Source organism: Neomegalonema sp., from assembly GCF_028688855.1.
In the GTDB taxonomy this organism is placed as follows: domain Bacteria; phylum Pseudomonadota; class Alphaproteobacteria; order Rhodobacterales; family Rhodobacteraceae; genus Neomegalonema.
The window spans coordinates 21,050-37,909 of the sequence record NZ_JAQTXI010000017.1 but is presented as its reverse complement, the minus strand read 5'-3'; the positions used below and the strand labels follow the sequence as shown (position 1 = coordinate 37,909).

At 71.6% G+C, this 16,860-nt stretch carries 14 protein-coding genes and 1 tRNA gene; 14 read left to right on the top strand and 1 reads right to left on the bottom strand.

Annotation, left to right across the window (positions count from 1 at the left end):
- Nucleotides 1-271: 271 nt before the first annotated feature.
- From PHN62_RS12850 to PHN62_RS12785, 14 genes are all read left to right on the top strand, one after another.
- Entirely contained in the window at nt 272-2,428 is a 2,157-nt protein-coding gene (locus tag PHN62_RS12850) for a S8 family serine peptidase (protein ID WP_300151261.1), read from the top strand.
- Between the two features lie 151 nt (nt 2,429-2,579).
- A complete protein-coding gene (locus PHN62_RS12845; protein ID WP_300151259.1) occupies nt 2,580-4,088 on the top strand; it encodes a tyrosinase family protein in 1,509 nt (502 codons plus the stop codon).
- 187 nt (nt 4,089-4,275) lie between these two features.
- A complete protein-coding gene (locus PHN62_RS12840) occupies nt 4,276-4,710 on the top strand; it encodes a hypothetical protein (RefSeq protein WP_300151257.1) in 435 nt (144 codons plus the stop codon).
- Between the two features lie 110 nt (nt 4,711-4,820).
- Nucleotides 4,821-4,904, top strand: a tRNA-Leu gene (locus PHN62_RS12835).
- A 232-nt stretch (nt 4,905-5,136) separates the two neighbouring features.
- A complete protein-coding gene (locus tag PHN62_RS12830; RefSeq protein WP_300151255.1) occupies nt 5,137-5,751 on the top strand; it encodes a ribonuclease D in 615 nt (204 codons plus the stop codon).
- A 10-nt stretch (nt 5,752-5,761) separates the two neighbouring features.
- Nucleotides 5,762-6,772 carry a KpsF/GutQ family sugar-phosphate isomerase gene (locus PHN62_RS12825; protein ID WP_300151253.1) on the top strand — a complete coding sequence of 337 codons (1,011 nt, stop codon included), beginning with the start codon at nt 5,762-5,764 and terminating at the stop codon, nt 6,770-6,772.
- Nucleotides 6,772-7,425: an LPS export ABC transporter periplasmic protein LptC gene (lptC, locus tag PHN62_RS12820; RefSeq protein ID WP_300151252.1), complete on the top strand. Its 654-nt coding sequence runs from the start codon at nt 6,772-6,774 to the stop codon at nt 7,423-7,425. The genes PHN62_RS12825 and lptC overlap by 1 nt, the downstream gene beginning before the upstream one ends.
- Nucleotides 7,418-7,975: an LptA/OstA family protein gene (locus PHN62_RS12815; protein ID WP_300151250.1), complete on the top strand. Its 558-nt coding sequence runs from the start codon at nt 7,418-7,420 to the stop codon at nt 7,973-7,975. The genes lptC and PHN62_RS12815 overlap by 8 nt, the downstream gene beginning before the upstream one ends.
- Nucleotides 7,976-8,020: 45 nt before the next feature.
- Nucleotides 8,021-8,800: an LPS export ABC transporter ATP-binding protein gene (gene lptB / locus PHN62_RS12810; RefSeq protein ID WP_300151248.1), complete on the top strand. Its 780-nt coding sequence runs from the start codon at nt 8,021-8,023 to the stop codon at nt 8,798-8,800.
- Between the two features lie 35 nt (nt 8,801-8,835).
- Complete coding sequence (rpoN, locus tag PHN62_RS12805; RefSeq protein ID WP_300151246.1) at nt 8,836-10,365, top strand: RNA polymerase factor sigma-54; 1,530 nt, start codon at nt 8,836-8,838, stop codon at nt 10,363-10,365.
- A 191-nt stretch (nt 10,366-10,556) separates the two neighbouring features.
- Nucleotides 10,557-11,159 carry a ribosome-associated translation inhibitor RaiA gene (gene raiA / locus PHN62_RS12800; RefSeq protein WP_300151244.1) on the top strand — a complete coding sequence of 201 codons (603 nt, stop codon included), beginning with the start codon at nt 10,557-10,559 and terminating at the stop codon, nt 11,157-11,159.
- A gap of 88 nt (nt 11,160-11,247) precedes the next feature.
- Nucleotides 11,248-11,769: a PTS sugar transporter subunit IIA gene (locus PHN62_RS12795; protein ID WP_300151242.1), complete on the top strand. Its 522-nt coding sequence runs from the start codon at nt 11,248-11,250 to the stop codon at nt 11,767-11,769.
- A 1-nt stretch (nt 11,770) separates the two neighbouring features.
- Nucleotides 11,771-13,276, top strand: coding sequence for an ActS/PrrB/RegB family redox-sensitive histidine kinase (locus tag PHN62_RS12790; protein WP_300151240.1), 1,506 nt, complete (start codon nt 11,771-11,773; stop codon nt 13,274-13,276).
- A gap of 126 nt (nt 13,277-13,402) precedes the next feature.
- Nucleotides 13,403-15,925 carry a PAS domain-containing sensor histidine kinase gene (locus PHN62_RS12785; RefSeq protein ID WP_300151238.1) on the top strand — a complete coding sequence of 841 codons (2,523 nt, stop codon included), beginning with the start codon at nt 13,403-13,405 and terminating at the stop codon, nt 15,923-15,925.
- Here the strand turns inward: PHN62_RS12785 and PHN62_RS12780 are convergent.
- Nucleotides 15,906-16,817, bottom strand: a complete 912-nt coding sequence (locus tag PHN62_RS12780) for a DMT family transporter (RefSeq protein WP_300151236.1) — start codon at nt 16,815-16,817, stop codon at nt 15,906-15,908. The two genes, PHN62_RS12785 and PHN62_RS12780, sit on opposite strands and share 20 nt — an antisense overlap.
- Nucleotides 16,818-16,860 lie beyond the last annotated feature (43 nt).

Sequence of the window (16,860 nt, the reverse complement as noted above, 5' to 3'; positions counted from 1 at the left end):
TCTCCGGACGCGTTTCGCGTCGGCGCGCCGGAAATCGGCCTCTCCGGCGCGCCGGAGAAGGGCGGAGATCGTCCGGATCGGCCTGTTCGAAGGCGGCGGGGGGTCGGGGCGCGGATCCGCCGCGCGAGGCGCAGCCTCCCGGGAGCTTCTCCAGAGACAGGATAATCCTTGCGGAATCGTTGATTTCCGGAGGTCCGCATGGTCCTATGCCGAAGATCCCGTCCAGGGGCGCCCCCCCCAACCGGACGCCCCGAACCGGAGACGCCGCGCCATGAGCATCGACCGCTTCGCCGCAGGCGCTCTGATCGGGGCCCTCTGCCTCGGCCTGGCCGGGCCGGGCGCGCGGAAGGCCGCCGCCGAGGACGTCGTCTCCCTGTCTCCCTACGTCGAGCCCCTGCTCCACGAGACGATCCGGCTGCGCGGCGCCGTGCGGGCGGTGATCCGGCTGCGCGAGGACGAAGGCGGAGCCCGCCGGACGGGCGGACGCTTCTCGACCGCCGCCGCCGCCGCGCAAGGGGCTCTGGAGGGCGCCGCCGAGGGCCCGCGCCCGACCGGAATCCAGCCGCTCGGCGGAGACCTGCGCGTGGCCGAGATCACGGCGGCGCAGCTTCAGGCGCTGATCGATTCGGGCGCCGCCTCCGAGATCTACGTGGACCGCCTGACCTCGGCGGCCTTCGACCGTCTGCGCCCCTGGGCCGCCGAGCCTCCCGCGCCGTCTCCTTCGCCTCCCGCCCAGATCCCCGGAGCCCAGCCTCCCCAGCCTCAGGCGGGCGGAGCGGGGGAGCCCTCTCCCTCCGGCGCGCCGCCTTCCGCGCCCTCCGCCTCCGTCGGGACGGCCCCTCCGCCATCGCCCCCTCCGCCTCCGGCGCCGCCCGAAGGCCCCGCCGCCGCCGTGATCGACACGGGCGTGGACGCCGCGCATCCCTATCTCGAAGGGCTTGTGGTGCGTCAGGCCTGCTTCTCCTCGACGGTGGCGGCGGATCGGGCGCGCACGCTCTGTCCCAACGGCCGCGCCGCCCAGACCCTCGGCGACGCCGCGCGTCCCTGCGATCCTCTGGAGATGGGGCCGCTCTGCGCCCATGGCACCAAGGTGGCGGGCCTGATCTCGGGGCGGGGCGGCGGCTACCTCGGGCCGGAGGGCGAGTCTCACGCTCTGGAGGGAATCGCGCCCGGCGCGCCGATTCTGGCCATTCAGGTCTTCTCGCGGGTGGAGGATCCCCTGACCTGCGCCGCCTTCGGCCAGACGGCGCCTTGTCCGCTCTCCTATGTGTCCGACCAGATCGCGGCCTTGCGCTTCGTCTCCAGCGTGGCGGCGGAGCATGACGTGGCGGTGGCCAATCTCAGTCTGGCCAGCGCCGCGCCCTCCGATCCCTGCGACGAGGCCTTCCAGGGGCGGCAATATCTCGCCGAGATCGTCTATCTCCTGGAGCGCATGGGCGTGGCGACGGTGGCGGCCACGGGGAACTCCGGTTCGGTGGGGACGGTGGGCATGCCCGCCTGCGTCTCGCGGAGTCTGGCGGTGGCGGCGCTCGACGCCCAGGGGAGCGCTCTGGCGCGCTTCAGCAACATCAGCGATTCGGCCGATCTGGCGGCGCCGGGCGTGGATCTCATGACCTCGACCCTCGGCGCGACGCTCTACGCGACGGATCAGGGCACCTCCTTCGCGGCGCCTCAGGTGGCGGGGGCGCTGCTCAAGCTGCGGCGTCAGGCGCCGGGGCTCTCCATCGAGCGGCTGACGGCGCTGCTGGAGGAGGCCGGCCCCAGGCTGGAGGGCGCGCGGGACGGCGGATTGCCGATTCTCGATCTTCCGGCGGCTCTGGCCCTGCTGGACCAGCCCGCGGCCTTCGCGCGGGCCGCGTCGGCGCCGAGTCTGGCGACGGCCTCTTCGGGCGGGACGGCGCCTCTGCCGCCGCGGATCGGGGCGCCGGGCGCGCCCACGGCGCTGTCGCCCGAGGTTCTGGCGCGGCTGCGTCCCGCGACGGGCGCGGAAGGCGATTCCCTGCTGTTCGGCTCGGCGGCCTACGCCCGGGCGATCCGGCCCGCGCCGCCTCCGGTCTATTTTCCCGCTCCGCCGCCGCCTGCGCCCGTGACGGCGGCGTCCCCGCCCGAGTTCGCGCCCGAGACGGGGCCGGATTTCGCGGCGATCCGGGCGGGCACCGGCGCGCGCTTCATGATCGAGGTGGATCCGGAGATGGCGGATCTGGCGCTCGGCGGGGCGCCGGCGGGGCCCGAGGCCCGGCTTCAGGCGCTGCGTCTTCTGGCGCTTCAGGCGGCTCCGGCCGAATCGCCGGTGGCGGATCTCCAGATCGACCCCCGGACGGGCCGGGGAGTGATCGCCTTCGAAACCCGCCTGGACTCCCGTCAGGCGGAGAGCTTCGCGGCCGGATTCCCGGGGCTCGTCGCGCCGGACCGCCTCTCCGCGCCGTGATCCTGAACAAGATTCGGTAAAATCCGCGGCTGCGGCGCGCGGGCGAATTGGCGAAGGGATTCCCGCGCGCTAGGATGCCTCGTCGGCCGAAGGGAATCGCCTCAAGACGATGATCGGCCCTCGACGTCCATAATCAGGGAGATCCAGCCGCATGACCCGGAACGCGCGTTTTCGTCCGACCCGCCGCGCCCTCCTGCTGCTCGCAGGCGGCGCACTGGCCGCGCCGGCGGTCCACAGGCTGGCTCTGGCGCAACCCGCCGGACCTCCGGTGCGGCGTTCGGCCCATGAGCTGACCGACCGCGACCAGGTGGTGCAGTCGCTGCGGCGGGGAATCCAGGTCATGCGCGGCCTGGACGCGGGCATGCCTCAGGGCCTGCCGCATCCGGGCGGCTGGCGTCAGGGGGCGCTCTATCACGCCCAGATCTGCGGGCCTTCGGCGCGGCTGAGCGCAGGGCGTCGGGATCCGGAGAACGAAGTCCATGGCGGCTGGTGGTTCCTGCCCTGGCACCGGGCCTATCTGGCGGCGATGGAGCTGCGGCTTCGTCAGGCCTCGGGCGACCCGAATCTGGCGCTGCCCTATTGGGACGTCCACGCGAATCCCTCGATTCCGCCGATCTATCAGGGCGATCCGGCGACCAATCCTCTGGCGCATGCGGTGCGCTCGGTGGGAGTCTTCGCCCGTCAGCCCCTGCCTTTCGCGGGCTCCTCGGTCCAGACGGAGCGTCAGGCGGTGCGTTCGGGGAATTTCGCCGAATTCGCGGGCGGACGCCCGGTCAACGGCGTCTTCGCCATGGGACAGCTGGAGATGGAGGCTCATAACTCCGCCCACGCCTATGTCGGTGGCGACATGTTCGACTTCAGCACCTCGGGCTTCGATCCGCTGTTCTACGCGCTGCACGCCAATGTGGACCGGCTCTGGGAGGTCTGGCGCAATCAGGGCGGCGCGAGCCGGGCCTCGCCGACCGATCCGGTCTGGGGCGCCCGACGCTTCGCCTTCCAGAACCAGAACGGCGGCATGCTCCAGGCGGCGACGCGCGACCTCGATTCGACGCCCGCGATCTTCTTCCTGGAGTTCGGTCTGAACGGCGCGCGCAACGTTCAGGCGGGCTATCGCTACGACCGCACGAATTTCGGCGCCTTCGGCGGCGCCGCCTCGGCTTCTGCCTCGGCCGGGCCCGCGCGGAGCTTCGAATACGTCCTGGCCGTGGAGGGAGACGCGACCCTCGGCGCGGCGGCCCGCGTCCTGACCGCGCCCCGGCGCGAGGGCGCCGCAGGCAACGGCGAAACCGGAGGCCTCGCGGCTCCGGCCTCGGCGGGGAGCGGGACGGTCGCGCCGCCCACGCCGCCGCCCGCCACCCCCGGCGGCGCGGTGGATCTGCTGCTGACCGGCGTGAGTCTGCCGCAGAAGCCCGGCCGGCTGATTCTGGAGGCCCGTCGGGGCGCTCAGGGCGAGACCTTCCTCCTGGCGGACCGCGTGCTGCTGCCGACGCTGATCGGCGAGGCGGCGGAGGGCGCGCGCCTGTCCTTCAGCCTGGAGGCGGGTCCTGGGCTGATGGAGCGCAACCTTCGTCCGGCGGACATCCAGTTCCTGCTGCGTCTGGAATCGGCGGAGGGAGATCAGAGCCTCGCCTTCGAGAAGGCCGTCCTGCGCTACCGGTGATCCGCCGCAGGAGGAGGATGCGCCCGGGATCCTCCCGCCATGCGGGAGGATCTGTGCGAAAGCTCATGTTTTCCCTGGAGATTCCGGATTCTTGAACTCTGCGCGACGGGAAAACCCCCTTGCCTCCGCGCGCATCGGAACGCATGCTGCGGATGAATGCGTGAGTGTTTCGTCAAGGGAGAGCCTGATGCGTGCGTGTGTGACGATCTGGAGTCTGGGGGCGCTTCTGGCCGGTTGCGTAGCCTCCGAGCCTATGCGGGTCGTCGGGAGCGAGACCATCGACGTCGATTACCACCTCGCGGCGCTGCCCTGGGGCGAAGGAGGCCACATGCTCTTCTTCACCCGGGCGCTGGAGGAGGGGGGCGAACTGAAGCTCTGCGGGGCCTATGGAGTGGCCAACGCCCGCAGGCCGACGGAGGAGCGGGCGCGGGCCGTCGCCGAGGCCGCCCTCCTCAGTCTGGGGCCGACGCAGGTGGCGGATGGCCTGGGCTTCATGGCGCCTCACGACGGTTCGCGCGATCCCCTCGGCCAGCCCGCCCGCTGCGCCCGGACCGGCCTCGACTGGCGGCCGGAGTTCGCCGGAGCGCGGCCTCAGGTGCGCCTGCGCGAGGGCGCCCTCTGAACGGCGCCGGGCCGGAGCAGGAAAAGCGCGCAAACCGGCGCTTTCGATGAATCCGGGCCTTGACAAAGGGGCGTCGGGGGCCTTATCTCCCCGGCGTCGCGACAAGCGGCGCCCAGATGGCGGAATGGTAGACGCACTAGTTTCAGGTACTAGCGCTGCAAGGCGTGGAGGTTCGAGTCCTCTTCTGGGCACCAGATTCAAGGCTCCGGGCGAGCGCCGCACAGCGGCGCGGACCCCGAGCCGAAATCCGGATCGAAGGCGCGGCGAGGAAACTCCCCGCCGGACGTCCCCTCGGGAGCGCGACGCGCTCCGCCTTCAGGCCCGCAGGCTTCTGCGGGCTTCGTCGTTTCCGGAGCCTTCCCTGTTCGGCTTCGGGCCTCCGCAACGCCGCGCGGCGTCTCCGGGCCGCGCCCCGGGAAGCACGTCATGGCCGCCATCCATCTGCATGAGGGCGATCTGCCCGACGGACTCGACCTCGGCCCCGTGGTGGCCATCGACACCGAGACCCTCGGGCTGATTCCGCATCGCGACCGGCTCTGTCTGGCGCAGCTCTCCTCCGGAGACGGAACGGCGCATCTGGTGCGCTTCGCGCCCGGCCCGATCCATGCGCCGCGTCTGGCGGCGCTGCTGGCGGATCCGCAGACGCTGAAGCTCTTCCACTTCGGGCGCTTCGACATCGCGGTGCTGGAGAAGGGCCTCGGCGCGACGGCGCGTCCGGTCTGGTGCACGAAGATCGCCTCGAAGCTCTGCCGCACCTACACCGACCGCCACGGCCTCAAGGAGATCTGCCGCGAGCTTCTGGGCGTGGATCTCTCCAAGGTCCAGCAGAGCTCCGACTGGGGGGCTCCGGTCCTCACTTCCGCGCAGCTTGAATACGCCGCCAGCGACGTGCTTTACTTGCATCGGCTGAAGACGGAGCTCGAGACCCGCCTCGACAGGGAGGGACGCAGGGATCTGGCCGAAGCCTGCTTCCGGTTTCTGCCTGACCGGGCGCGGCTGGATCTCGCCGGCTGGCCCGAGTCGGACGTGTTCGAACATTAGGCGTACCCCCATGACCACAGCTCTGGTTCTTCCCGTCTCCTCCGCGCGCAAGCCGCAATCCGACGCCGATCTCGCCGTGGCCCGCCGCGTGCTGAAGGTCGAGTCCGAGGCGCTTCTCGCCCTCTCGAAATCTCTCGACGGAGCCTTCGGCGCGGCCGTCGATCTGCTGATGAACGTGCGCGGACGCGTGATCGTCTCGGGCATCGGCAAGAGCGGCCATGTCGGCCGCAAGATCGCCGCGACCTTCGCCTCCACCGGGACTCCCGCGCAGTTCGTGCATCCCGCCGAGGCCAGCCATGGCGATCTCGGCATGGTCACCGCCGAGGACGTGGCCCTGATCATCTCCAACTCCGGCGAGACCAGGGAGCTCTCGGATCTGCTGAGCCACGCCGGACGCTGGCGCATTCCCGTCATCGCGATCACCGCCAGGACGGACAGCACCCTGGCGCGGGCCGCCGCCGCGCCCCTGATCCTGCCGCCCGCGCCCGAGGCCTGCCCGATGGGCCTTGCGCCCACGACCTCCACCACCATGGCGCTGGCGCTCGGCGACGCCCTGGCCGTGGCGCTGATGGAGCGGCGCGCCTTCAATCCCGACCGCTTCCGCATGCTGCATCCGGGCGGCACGCTCGGGGCGCTGCTGCTGCGGGTCGAGGATCTCATGATCTCGGGGGCCGGGCTGCCGCTGATCCCCGTGAGCGCGACCATGGAGGAGGCCGTGGGCGAAATGACCGCCAAGGCCCTCGGCCTGGTGGGCGTGGTCGACGAGCGCGGCGCTCTGGTCGGCATCATCACCGACGGCGATCTGAGGCGCCACATCGTCGGGCTGCTGGACCGCTCCATTCCCGAGGTCATGACCTCCACGCCCCTGACCGTGCGGCGCGGCGCCATGGCCGTCGAGGGAGTGGCGGCGATGAACGAACGCAAGGTCACGGCGCTTTTCGTGGTCGACGCCGAGGGGCCTGCGCCGCGTCCGGTGGGGCTGCTGCACATCCACGACTGCTTGCGCGCCGGGGTGAAATGATGACGGGCGGGGGCGCGCCTCCCGCCGCGCCCCGCAGCCGTCGCCGCTGGCGGGCGGCCCTCTGGACGCTTGCGGCGACGGCGCCTTTCCTTCTGGTGTTCCTGGCGCCTTCGCGGCCCTCGGCGCCGACGATCCTCCTCTCCGACGACGACCGCGAGGCGCTCGAGGACGGGTTGCGCCTGACGGGCCCCCGTCTGTCGGGCCGCACGGCGCAGGGCGAGGCCTATGCTCTGGCGGCCGACTGGGCCGAGCCGGACGGGCCTCAGCCGCAGCTCGTGCGGATAGGGCCTCTGGAGGGGCGCTTCGAGGCCGCCGACGGCGCGCCGCTGCGCCTGAACGCGGGCGGCGGCGAATTCCTCACGCAGAGCCGCGAACTGACCCTGACCCGGGGCGTGCGGGTCGAGTCCGAGGAAGGCTACTGGATGGAGACCGAAGCCGCCCTGCTCGACGGCCGGACCCAGGCCTTGCGGAGTCTGGCCCCCGTGCGCGGAGAAGGACCGGCGGGCGCGATCTCGGCCGAGTCTTTGGAGGCTCTGGACGGAGACGCCCGCAATGTGCTTTTCAAGGGGCGCGTGCGCATGACCGTGCTGCCCGCCGCCGCGCGCGGCTCTTCAGCCCCGGCGAGGTCCAGCGAGGAGATCTCCGATGACTGACTCCCCCCAGACGAGTCCCGCGCCGCGCCGCCTCGGGCGGGCCTGCGCGGCTCTTGCGCTGCTCGCCCTGCTGAGTCCGGCGGCTCCGGCGCTCGGTCAGGCCGGGCTCGGGGCTCTGGGCGGCTTCCGCCAGAATCCGAATCTGCCCATCGAGATCGCCGCCGATTCCCTGGAGGTGCGCCAGAGCGAGCAGCGGGCGGTCTTCGCGGGGGGCGTGGACGCCCGTCAGGGCGACCTGCGGCTTCAGGCCCAGCGCATCGAGGTGGTCTACGCCGGAGACGGCGGCGCGGGCGCCGCTTCGCCTCAGGGAGCGATCCGCAGCCTGCGGGCCGAAGGCGACGTCTTCATCACCAACGGCTCCGAGACCGCCCAGGGGAGCTGGGCCGAATACGACGTGGCGGGAGGCGTGGCGCTGATGGGCGACGACGTGATCCTGACCCAGGGCGACAACGTGATCCGCGGCCCGCGCCTGCGCATCGACCTCAACAGCGGCCAGGCCCGCCTCGAAGGCGGACGCGTGCAGACGCTGTTCCGTCCCGAAGGTCGATGACGTAAAATCCTGGACATAGGGAATTCTAAAGGAGGGGCGGTCAGCATGGCCGAAGACGAGGGGCCTGCGCGGGCCGCCGCCGGCGCCTGGAGCGCCGATGCGGCGCAAGGGCTCATCGTCGACCGGATCGGCAAGAGCTTCAGGGGCCGGGCCGTGGTCCGGGACGTCAGCCTCACGCTGCGGCGGGGAGAGGCGGTCGGGCTCCTGGGGCCGAACGGGGCGGGGAAGACGACATGCTTTTACATGATCGCGGGTTTGGCGCCGGCGGATTACGGACGCATCCTGATCGAGGGTCGGGACGCGACGGCCTTGCCGATGCACAGACGCGCGCGCATGGGCGTGGGCTACCTCGCTCAGGAGGCCTCGATCTTCCGGGGCCTGACCGTGGAGCAGAACATCCTCGCGGTGCTGGAGATCGTCGAGTCGAGCGCCGCCAAGCGGCGCAAGACCCTGGAGCGGCTGCTGGCGGAATTCTCCATCGAGCGGCTGCGCGACGCCCCTTCGGCGGCGCTTTCGGGCGGCGAGCGGCGGCGTCTGGAGATCGCGCGGGCTCTGGCCTCGCATCCGTCCTATCTCCTGCTGGACGAGCCCTTCGCGGGCGTGGACCCCATCGCGGTGGACGAGATCCGTCGGCTGGTGGCGCAGCTCAAGACGCGGGGCGTGGGCGTTCTGATCACCGATCACAACGTGCGCGAGACTCTGGGCGTGGTGGACCGGGCCTACATCCTGCACGAGGGATCGGTGCTGCGCGAGGGCTCGCCGGAGGCCCTGGTGGCGGACGAGGTGGTGCGTCGCGTCTATCTGGGCGAGGGCTTCCGTCTGTGACGGGCTCTCCGCCCGGTCAGGGCTGAGGTCGCGCCATGGCCTTCGCCCCCCGCCTCGAGATCCGCCAGAGCCAGCAGCTCGTCATGACGCCGCAGCTTCAGCAGGCGATCAAGCTGCTGCAGATGTCCAACATGGAGCTTTCGGAGTTCGTCCTTCAGGAGATCGAGCAGAATCCGCTGCTGGAGGTGGTCGAGCCGGGCGCCGAGGCTCCGCGCGAGGAGCCGCCCGCCGACGCCCCTCCCGCCGACGTCGCCGCGCCGGAGCCCGCCGGACTCGACGCCGAATTGCGCGAGGATCGCCTGACCCTCGCCGAGGAGACCTTCGACACCGGCCTTGAAAACCTCTACGCGGACCGCTCCGTGGCGGATTCCGACGGCCCCGCCCCCGGCGACGCGGGCGGCGACTGGAGCACGGTCGGCAAGGGCGGCGATTCGCGATTCGAGGAGATGGGCTCCTCCGTCGAGGAGACCCTCGCCGAATCGGCCAATCTGCGCGAACATCTCCTGGCGCAGCTGGGGCTGTCGCGGGCGCCGGGCATCGTGAAGATCATCTGCGCCGACCTCGTCGAGGCGGTGGACGAAGCAGGCTATCTGCGCGCCGATCTGGAGGAGACGGCCCATCGGCTCGGCGCGGGCGCGGCGGAGGTCGCGGAGGCGCTGAAGCTGCTTCAGGGCTTCGATCCGACGGGCGTCGGCGCGCGGGATCTGGCGGAATGCCTCGGGCTGCAGCTGGCCGAGAAGGACCGGCTCGATCCGGCCATGGAGAAGCTCCTCCAGAATCTGGAGCTGCTGGCCAGAGGCGAACAGGCGAAGCTGCTGAAGCTCTGCGGGGTGGACGCCGAAGACCTCGCGGACATGCTGGCGGAGATCCGCCGCCTGGAGCCGCGTCCGGGGCGGCCCTTCGGCGGCGAGCCGAGCCAGCCGGTGATTCCCGACGTCTTCGTGCGCCCCGACCAGCATGGCGGCTGGACGGTGGAGCTGAACGCCGAGACCCTGCCCAAGCTCATCGTGAACCAGCGCTATCTCGCCCGGATCGAGGGGGGCGAGAAGAAGGGCGAGGTGAAGACCTATCTCGCCGAGAAGCTCCAGACGGCCAACTGGCTGGTCAAGAGCCTCGACCAGAGGGCGCGGACCATCCTCAAGGTCTCCTCGGAGATCGTGCGCCAGCAGGACGGCTTCTTCGCCTATGGCGTGCGCGAACTGCGGCCGCTGAACCTCAAGACCGTGGCCGCCGCCGTGGAGATGCACGAATCGACCATCTCCCGCGTGACCTCGAGCAAATACATGGGCACGAACCGGGGCGTCTTCGAACTGAAGTATTTCTTCACGGCGGCCATCGCCTCGGCGGACGGCGGGGCGGCCTTCTCGGCCGAATCCGTGCGGCACCGCATCAAGGGCATGATCGACGCCGAGGCCCAGGGCGCGCCGCTCTCGGACGACGACCTCGTGAAGGCTCTCCGGAACGACGGCATAGACATCGCGCGGCGCACGGTGGCCAAATATCGGGAATCGATGAACATTCCCTCATCCGTCCGGAGACGTCGCTCCGGGGGCGTCTTCGCCTGATTAGGTCTTGAAACCTCCGGGGTCCGCCTCCATTCTGGAAGGAAGGCGCGCCGAATCCGGTCTTCGGGGCGACGCGCCGGGGCGATGCGGCGAGCCTGCGCGGCCAGTCTGCGCGGCCGGACCCGACGCCCGGAGGAGACGACAGGAGACGCGGGCGTTCCCGCGTCGCTCAACGAGGAAAAGAGGCCGTCATGCGCATGAAAGTCACGGGCCGTCACATCGACGTGGGCGATTCGCTGCCGAAACATGTGGAGGAGAAAGTCCTCGACATCGTCACGAAATACGCCGACGAGCCTCTCGAAACGGTCGCGACTTTCTCGCGGGACGCCGCCAAGACCTATCGCAGCGAGGTCTCGGTGCAGCTGAGCACCGGCCTGACCATCCAGGCCGAAGGCCGCGCGCCGGAGATCTATCCCGCCTTCGACCAGGCGGCGGCCCGCATCGAGAAGCAGCTGCGTCGCCACAAGCGCCGCCTCAAGGCCCATTCGACGCGCCGTCTGGGGGGCGTCAACCGCGTCGAGGCGGCGACGAGCTTCATCCTCACCGCCTACGGCGACGACGAGGCCGCCGGAGCGCCGGACGGCGAAGCCGCGCTCCAGCCCGTGATCGTGGCGGAGGCGAAATCGAGCATCCCTTCCTTGACCGTGGGCGAGGCGGTGCTGCAAATGGAGATGGCCGACGAGGCCGTGCTCATGTTCCGCAACGAGGCGCATGGGGAGTTGAACGTCGTCTATCGGCGGGCGGACGGCCATATCGGCTGGATCGACCCGAAGGGCGTCGCTCAGGGGAGATGAGAAGCCGCCGTCCTTCAGGGGGCGGTCAGGTCGAAGGCGGCGCCGGGGCGGTTTTTCCCGCCGCGGCGTCCGATGCACAGGTGAGACGATGCGGATCAGCGATTTGCTGGGCGAAGCCGCCGGACAGGCGGTCATTCTGGATTTTCGCGCGTCGGACAAAGCTGAAGTCATGGCCGAGATCGCCGCGCGCGCGGCGAGGCGGAGCGGGGTGGGGCGCGAGTACGCGCTCGAGTCCCTGCGTCGCCGCGAGGTCCTGGCCGCCACGGGGGTCGGCGACGGAGTCGCCATTCCCCACGCCCGACTCAAGGGAATCGATCAGGCCCTGGGCCTGTTCCTGCGGCTGGAGAAGCCGCTGCGCGACTGGAGCCTTCCGTTCCAGATCGCGCCGGACGGAAGCGAGGCGCCCGCCTCGGGCGACGACGCCCCGGTGGATCTGGTCTTCGCGCTGATCTCCCCCGAGGAGGCCGGAGCGCAGCATCTGAAGGCTCTGGCGCGGATCTCGCGGGTTCTGCGCCATGCGGAGACGCGGGCCAATCTGCGCGGCGCGCCCGACGCCCAGAGCGCCTATCTCCTGCTGACCCAAGAGCCCGCCGCCTCGCGCGCGGCCTGAGATGACCAGCGCCTCCGCCCCTCTCGTCGGGACTTCGCCGGCCGCGACGCCGGCGACGGCCCCCGATGGGGCGGAGCGCCTTTCGCGTCCGGCTCCGCGCGCGATTCTCGGGCTGCGGTCGGTCTTCGCGCCGGAGCCCACGCCTCTGGTTCTGGCGCGGCATCTGCTGCTCTGGCGCTGGCTGGCGGCGGCGGGGCAGGTGGGCGCGCTGACGGTCGGGTGGCTGCTCGGCTTCAAGATTCCCGTGCTGCATTGCGCCATGGCGGTTCTGGCGCTGGTCTGGTTCAACCTCATCGCGATGGTGGTCCTGCCGCCCAACGCCCGGCTCTCCGAGCGGGGGGCTCTGGGCTGGCTGCTCTTCGACGCCGCGCAGCTGGCCTTGCTGCTCGGGCTGACGGGCGGCTTCGACAATCCCTTCTGTCTGCTTTTCGTGGCGCCTTCGGTGGTGGCGGCGGCGGTGCTGACCCAGCGGGCGACTCTGGCGGCGGGGGTGGTTTCTCTGGCGCTGAGCGTGGCGCTCTACCTCTGGGCCTGGCCGCTGAGGCGCGCCGACGGGCTGACGATCCTCCAGATTCCGGAGCTGCATCGGGCGGGGGTGGCGGCGGCTCTGGCGATCGGAGTGGTCTTCGTGGCGGTGCACGTGCGGCGCCTGACCGGCGAGGAGCAGCGCATGTCCTCGGCTCTGGCGGCGACGGAGGCGGCTCTGGCCCGCGAGCAGAAGCTGGCGGCCATCGGCACTCTGGCGGCGGCGGCGGGCCATGAGCTGGGGTCGCCTCTGGCGGCCATCGCCATGTCCTCGAAGGAGATGGAGCGCGACCTGAAGGGTCAGCCCGATCTCGCGGAGGAGGCGGCCTTCATCCGGGCCCAGGTGGAGCGTTGCCGGGGCATCCTCGCCAAGCTGGCGACCGCCCGCGCCGACGCCGAAGGCCATTTCGACACCATCAGCCTGCGCACGCTGCTGGAGGAGGCGGCGGGTCCGGTCACGCCGCGCGACCGTCGTCTGGAGATCATGGGCGGCGCGGCCTCCCTGCCGGTGGAGCGCCGTCCGGCGACGCTGCATGCGCTGCGCAACTTCCTTCAGAACGCCATGGACTTCTCGGAATCCCGCGTGCGGGTCGAGGCGGCGCTGGACGGCGGCAAGGTGCTGCGTCTGCGCATCTGCGACGACGGGCCGGGCTTCTCGCCGGAGGCTCTGGCGCGCCTGGGCGAGCCCTACGCCTCCACCCGCGCCCGCGAGGCGGGGGGCTCTCCGCGCGAGGGCTACGAGGGGATGGGGCTCGGGGTGTTCATCGCCAAGACCCTGCTCGAGCGGGGCGGCGCGCGGGTGCGGTTCGCCAACGCGCGTCCGAATCGTCCGGGCCGTCCGGCGCGCCCCGAGGAGGGCGAGCCGCCGGAAGGCGCGGTGGTCGAGATCCTCTGGCCCGCCGACCGGGTGCTGGCGCTCGAAGCGCGCTCCGACGCGGCCCTTGCGGGGTTTCCTGCGGAGGCCGATCCGGCCGCCGCCTGAACGCCATACGCCAGAGGGGGTTTGTGCGGGCGGCGGGGAGGGCTAGTCTCCGGCTTCCGACGCTCGGGGCGGCGGACGGGGCGGCGGGCGCCCTGCGGCGGCCTTGAAGGCCTTCTGGGGGGCCTCGTGGATTCAGACGCATCAGAAGACTCCTCCGGCGGCGCGTCGAGCCTCCGACGGGCGCGCCGCGTCGCGCTCGCGGCGCTGCTGACGGGCGTCGCCTGGCCGGCCGGGGCTCAGGAGGCGCTTGAGGAGGCGCTCGGCGAGGCCGTTCCGGCGCCGGTCTTCGAATCCTTCGCGCCCGTCGAGCTGGTGACCGCCGGAGCCTTCGCTCTGGCGACTCTTCTGGCGTTCTGGGCTTTCCGGCTGCGGGCGCGTCTGCGGCGGCTGTCCGAGGCGGCGGAGGCGGGCCGCCTCGCGGAATCCCGGGCCTCGGAGGCTCTGGAGGCCCTGACCCTCGCGCGGGCGGACGGCGCGCTCATCTGGCGCGGCGACGAACTGGCCGGCGCGGTGGGCTTCGCCGAGGCGGCGGCGCGGCGTCTGGCGGGCGAGCGGGGCGTGAACGCCTGGCGTCTGGCGGCGGAGGCGGTGGCGGCGCCTCATGTGGCGGGGACTCTGGCGGCGGCGATGCGGCGGCTCTGCGAGCGGGGCACGGCCTTCGATTTCGACATTCCCTGCGTGGACGGCCGCAAGCGCCGGGCGGAGGGCCGCACGGTCGGCGGACGCGCCGTGGTGCGGCTGCTCGACGAGACCGAGGCCCGGCGCGAACTGGCGGCGGCGGCGGCGCAATCGGCGGCCGAGGTCCGCGAGCGCACGCGCCTTCAGGCGGCTCTGGATCAGGCGCCGCTTCTGGCCTGGCGCCGCGACCGTTCGGGGCGTCTGACCTGGGCGAACATGGCCTACGCCCGCGCGGTGGAGGCCGAGACTCCGGCCGCCGCCGTGGCCGCCGAGGTGGAGCTGATCTCCGGCGAGAAGTCCGGGGCGGCGGCTCTGGCGCGTCTGGCGCGCGAGGAGGGCCGTCCGCAGCGGCGTCGGCGTCGGCCCGTGGTGGCGGGGGCGGTGCGGAATTTCGACATCCTGGAGATCCCGACCGAGGAGGGTTCGCTCGGCTACGGGCTCGACCTGACCAGCGAGGTCGAGGCCGAGGTGAACCAGCGCCGCGAGAAGCAGGCCTCCGAGCAGACCCTGGACGCGATCCGCGTCGGGGTGGCGATCTTCGACCGCGAGGAGCGCCTCGAGTTCTGCAATCAGGCCATGGCGCGGATCTGGAGCATGGGAGACGCCGAGATCGAGGCCCATCCGACGCTCTCGGAGATCTTCGACGAACTGCGCGCCCGCCGCCGTCTGCCCGAGGAGCGCGACTACGGCCGCTGGCGCGCCGAGCAGCTGCAGCAGATCCGGGGCCTGACCGGCCAGCAGAGCTTCGATTCCTACTGGCACCGCCCCGACGGGCGCACCGTCCATGCGAGCTGGCGGCCTCATGCTCTGGGGGGGGCTCTGGCGGTCTTCGAGGACGTGACCGAGCCCCTCGCGCTGAAGAGCCAGTACAAATCCGCCCGCTCCAGCCAGCGGACGATGCTGTCCCATCTGCGCGAGGGGGTGGCGCTCTTCGGCTCGGACGGGGCCTTGCAGCTGGCCAACCAGGCCTTTCTGGAGATCTGGAGCCTGCCGGACTTCAGCGGCGCGCGGCCTCACGTCGCGGAGGTGGCGCGGCTCTGCGCGGAGCTTCACCCCGATCCGGACATGTGGGACGGCGTGGTGGCGCAGGTGGCGGGCGTGGGCGAGCCCCGGCGTTTCTGGCGGCGCTCGCTGCGGCGGCGCGACGGCTCGACGGTGCAGATGGCGGCGGCGCCTCTGCCGGACGGCTCGATCCTGCTGACCACGCTTCAGGTCGAGGACGATTCCGCGCCCGCGACGCCTCTGCGGGCGGCGGGGGTCTCGGGCGCGACGCTCAGGCCGAGGGTGCTTCAGGCCATCGGCTCGGCGGGGCAGGACCTGCGCAGTTCGCTGAGCGTGATCTCGGGCTTCGCCAACGCCCTGGAGCAGGGCGAGCGGGGGCCTCTGGCGGGCGCCCAGACCGAGGCGGCGCGTCAGATCCGCGTGGCGGCTCAGGAGCTGCGCCAGTGGGTGGACGAACTGATCGACTACGCCCGCATCGTCTCGGAGGCCGAGCGGATGGAGTTCGCCCCCGTCGAGATCTCCGGGACTCTGGGGCCGATCTTCGCCTGGCTGGGTCAGCAGGCCTCGGCGCGGGGCGTGACGCTGCATGCGGAGCTTCCGGAGCTGGGGACGGCTCTGGCCGATTCGCCGCGTCTGGGGCATGCGGTCTACAACACGGTGAGCGCCCTGATCCGCAACGCCCGTCCCGGCCAGATCGTGCGGGCGGAGGCCGAAGGCGACGAGGGAGAGATCCGCATCCGCGCCTGCGGCGAGGGTCTGGCCCTGCCGCCCGAATTCGCCGAGGCTCTGGCGGCTCCGCGCGATTCCGAGGACTGGCCGGAGTTGTCGCTTCCGGCGATGCGCCTGTCTCTGGCGCGGCGGATCCTGCGGCGCCATGGCGGCGACCTCGAATTGCGCGAGGAGCCGGGGCGGGGCGTGCGGGCCCTGATGCGCCTGGCGCGTCGTCCGCCTAGCCCTGCGGCGCCCTGATCCTGCGCGTGGCCCAGAAGATCCCCGCCGCGATGAAGGCGCCGCCGACGAGGTGATAGGCCTCCAGCCTTTCGCCGAGGAAGATCATCGCCAGCAGGATTCCGAACAGCGGCGTCAGATGCAGATAGGGGCTGGCGGCGGGGGCGCCCATGGCCTCCACCGCGCGGTTGAAGGCGATGTAGGCGATCAGCGAGGGAAAGAGCCCCACATAGAGGAAGGCCGCCAGAGTGGTCGGCGTCAGATCCACGCCGCCCCGCGCCCCGCGCTCCCAGAGATAGAAGGGCGCCAGAACGACCACGCCGATCAGGAAGGTGGCCAGCAGGAAGCTCATGGGATGGGCGCCCTTCGGCCTCAGACGCAGCGCGGCGGTGTAGAGCGCATAGACGGCCACCGCCGCCAGCATCCAGACTTCGCCGATTCCGAATCCCAGATGCGCCAGACGCGCGATCTCGCCATGGGTGGCGATGACCAGCACGCCCAGCATCGAGAGCAGCACCCCCGCCCAGATGCGTCCGGGGATCTTCTCGCGGAAGATCAGCGCGCCGATGACCAGCACCAGAGCCGGAATCGCCGATTGCAGCGTCAGGGTGTTGATGGCCGTGGTGTGGCGCAGGCCCTCGTAGAGGAAGGTGTTGAAGAGCGCGATCCCGGTCAGCCCGAGGAGCAGCGTCTCCTTCCAGCCCGCCCTGAGCGCGGGCAGATCCTCCAGGAACCGCCGCCAGACGAAGGGCGCCACGACCGCCGCCGCGATGGTCCAGCGCCAGAAGGCGAGGGTCACGGGCGGGATGTCCTCGCGCACGGCCCGCCCCACGACGGAGTTGCCGCCCCAGAGCAGCATGGTGATCACGAGCAGGATCACGGGATGGTCGAGCTTGCGGAGCAGGCTGGTCATGGGAAGGGGCCTTTGGGTGACGCGCGCAGAGGGTCCGGGCGGG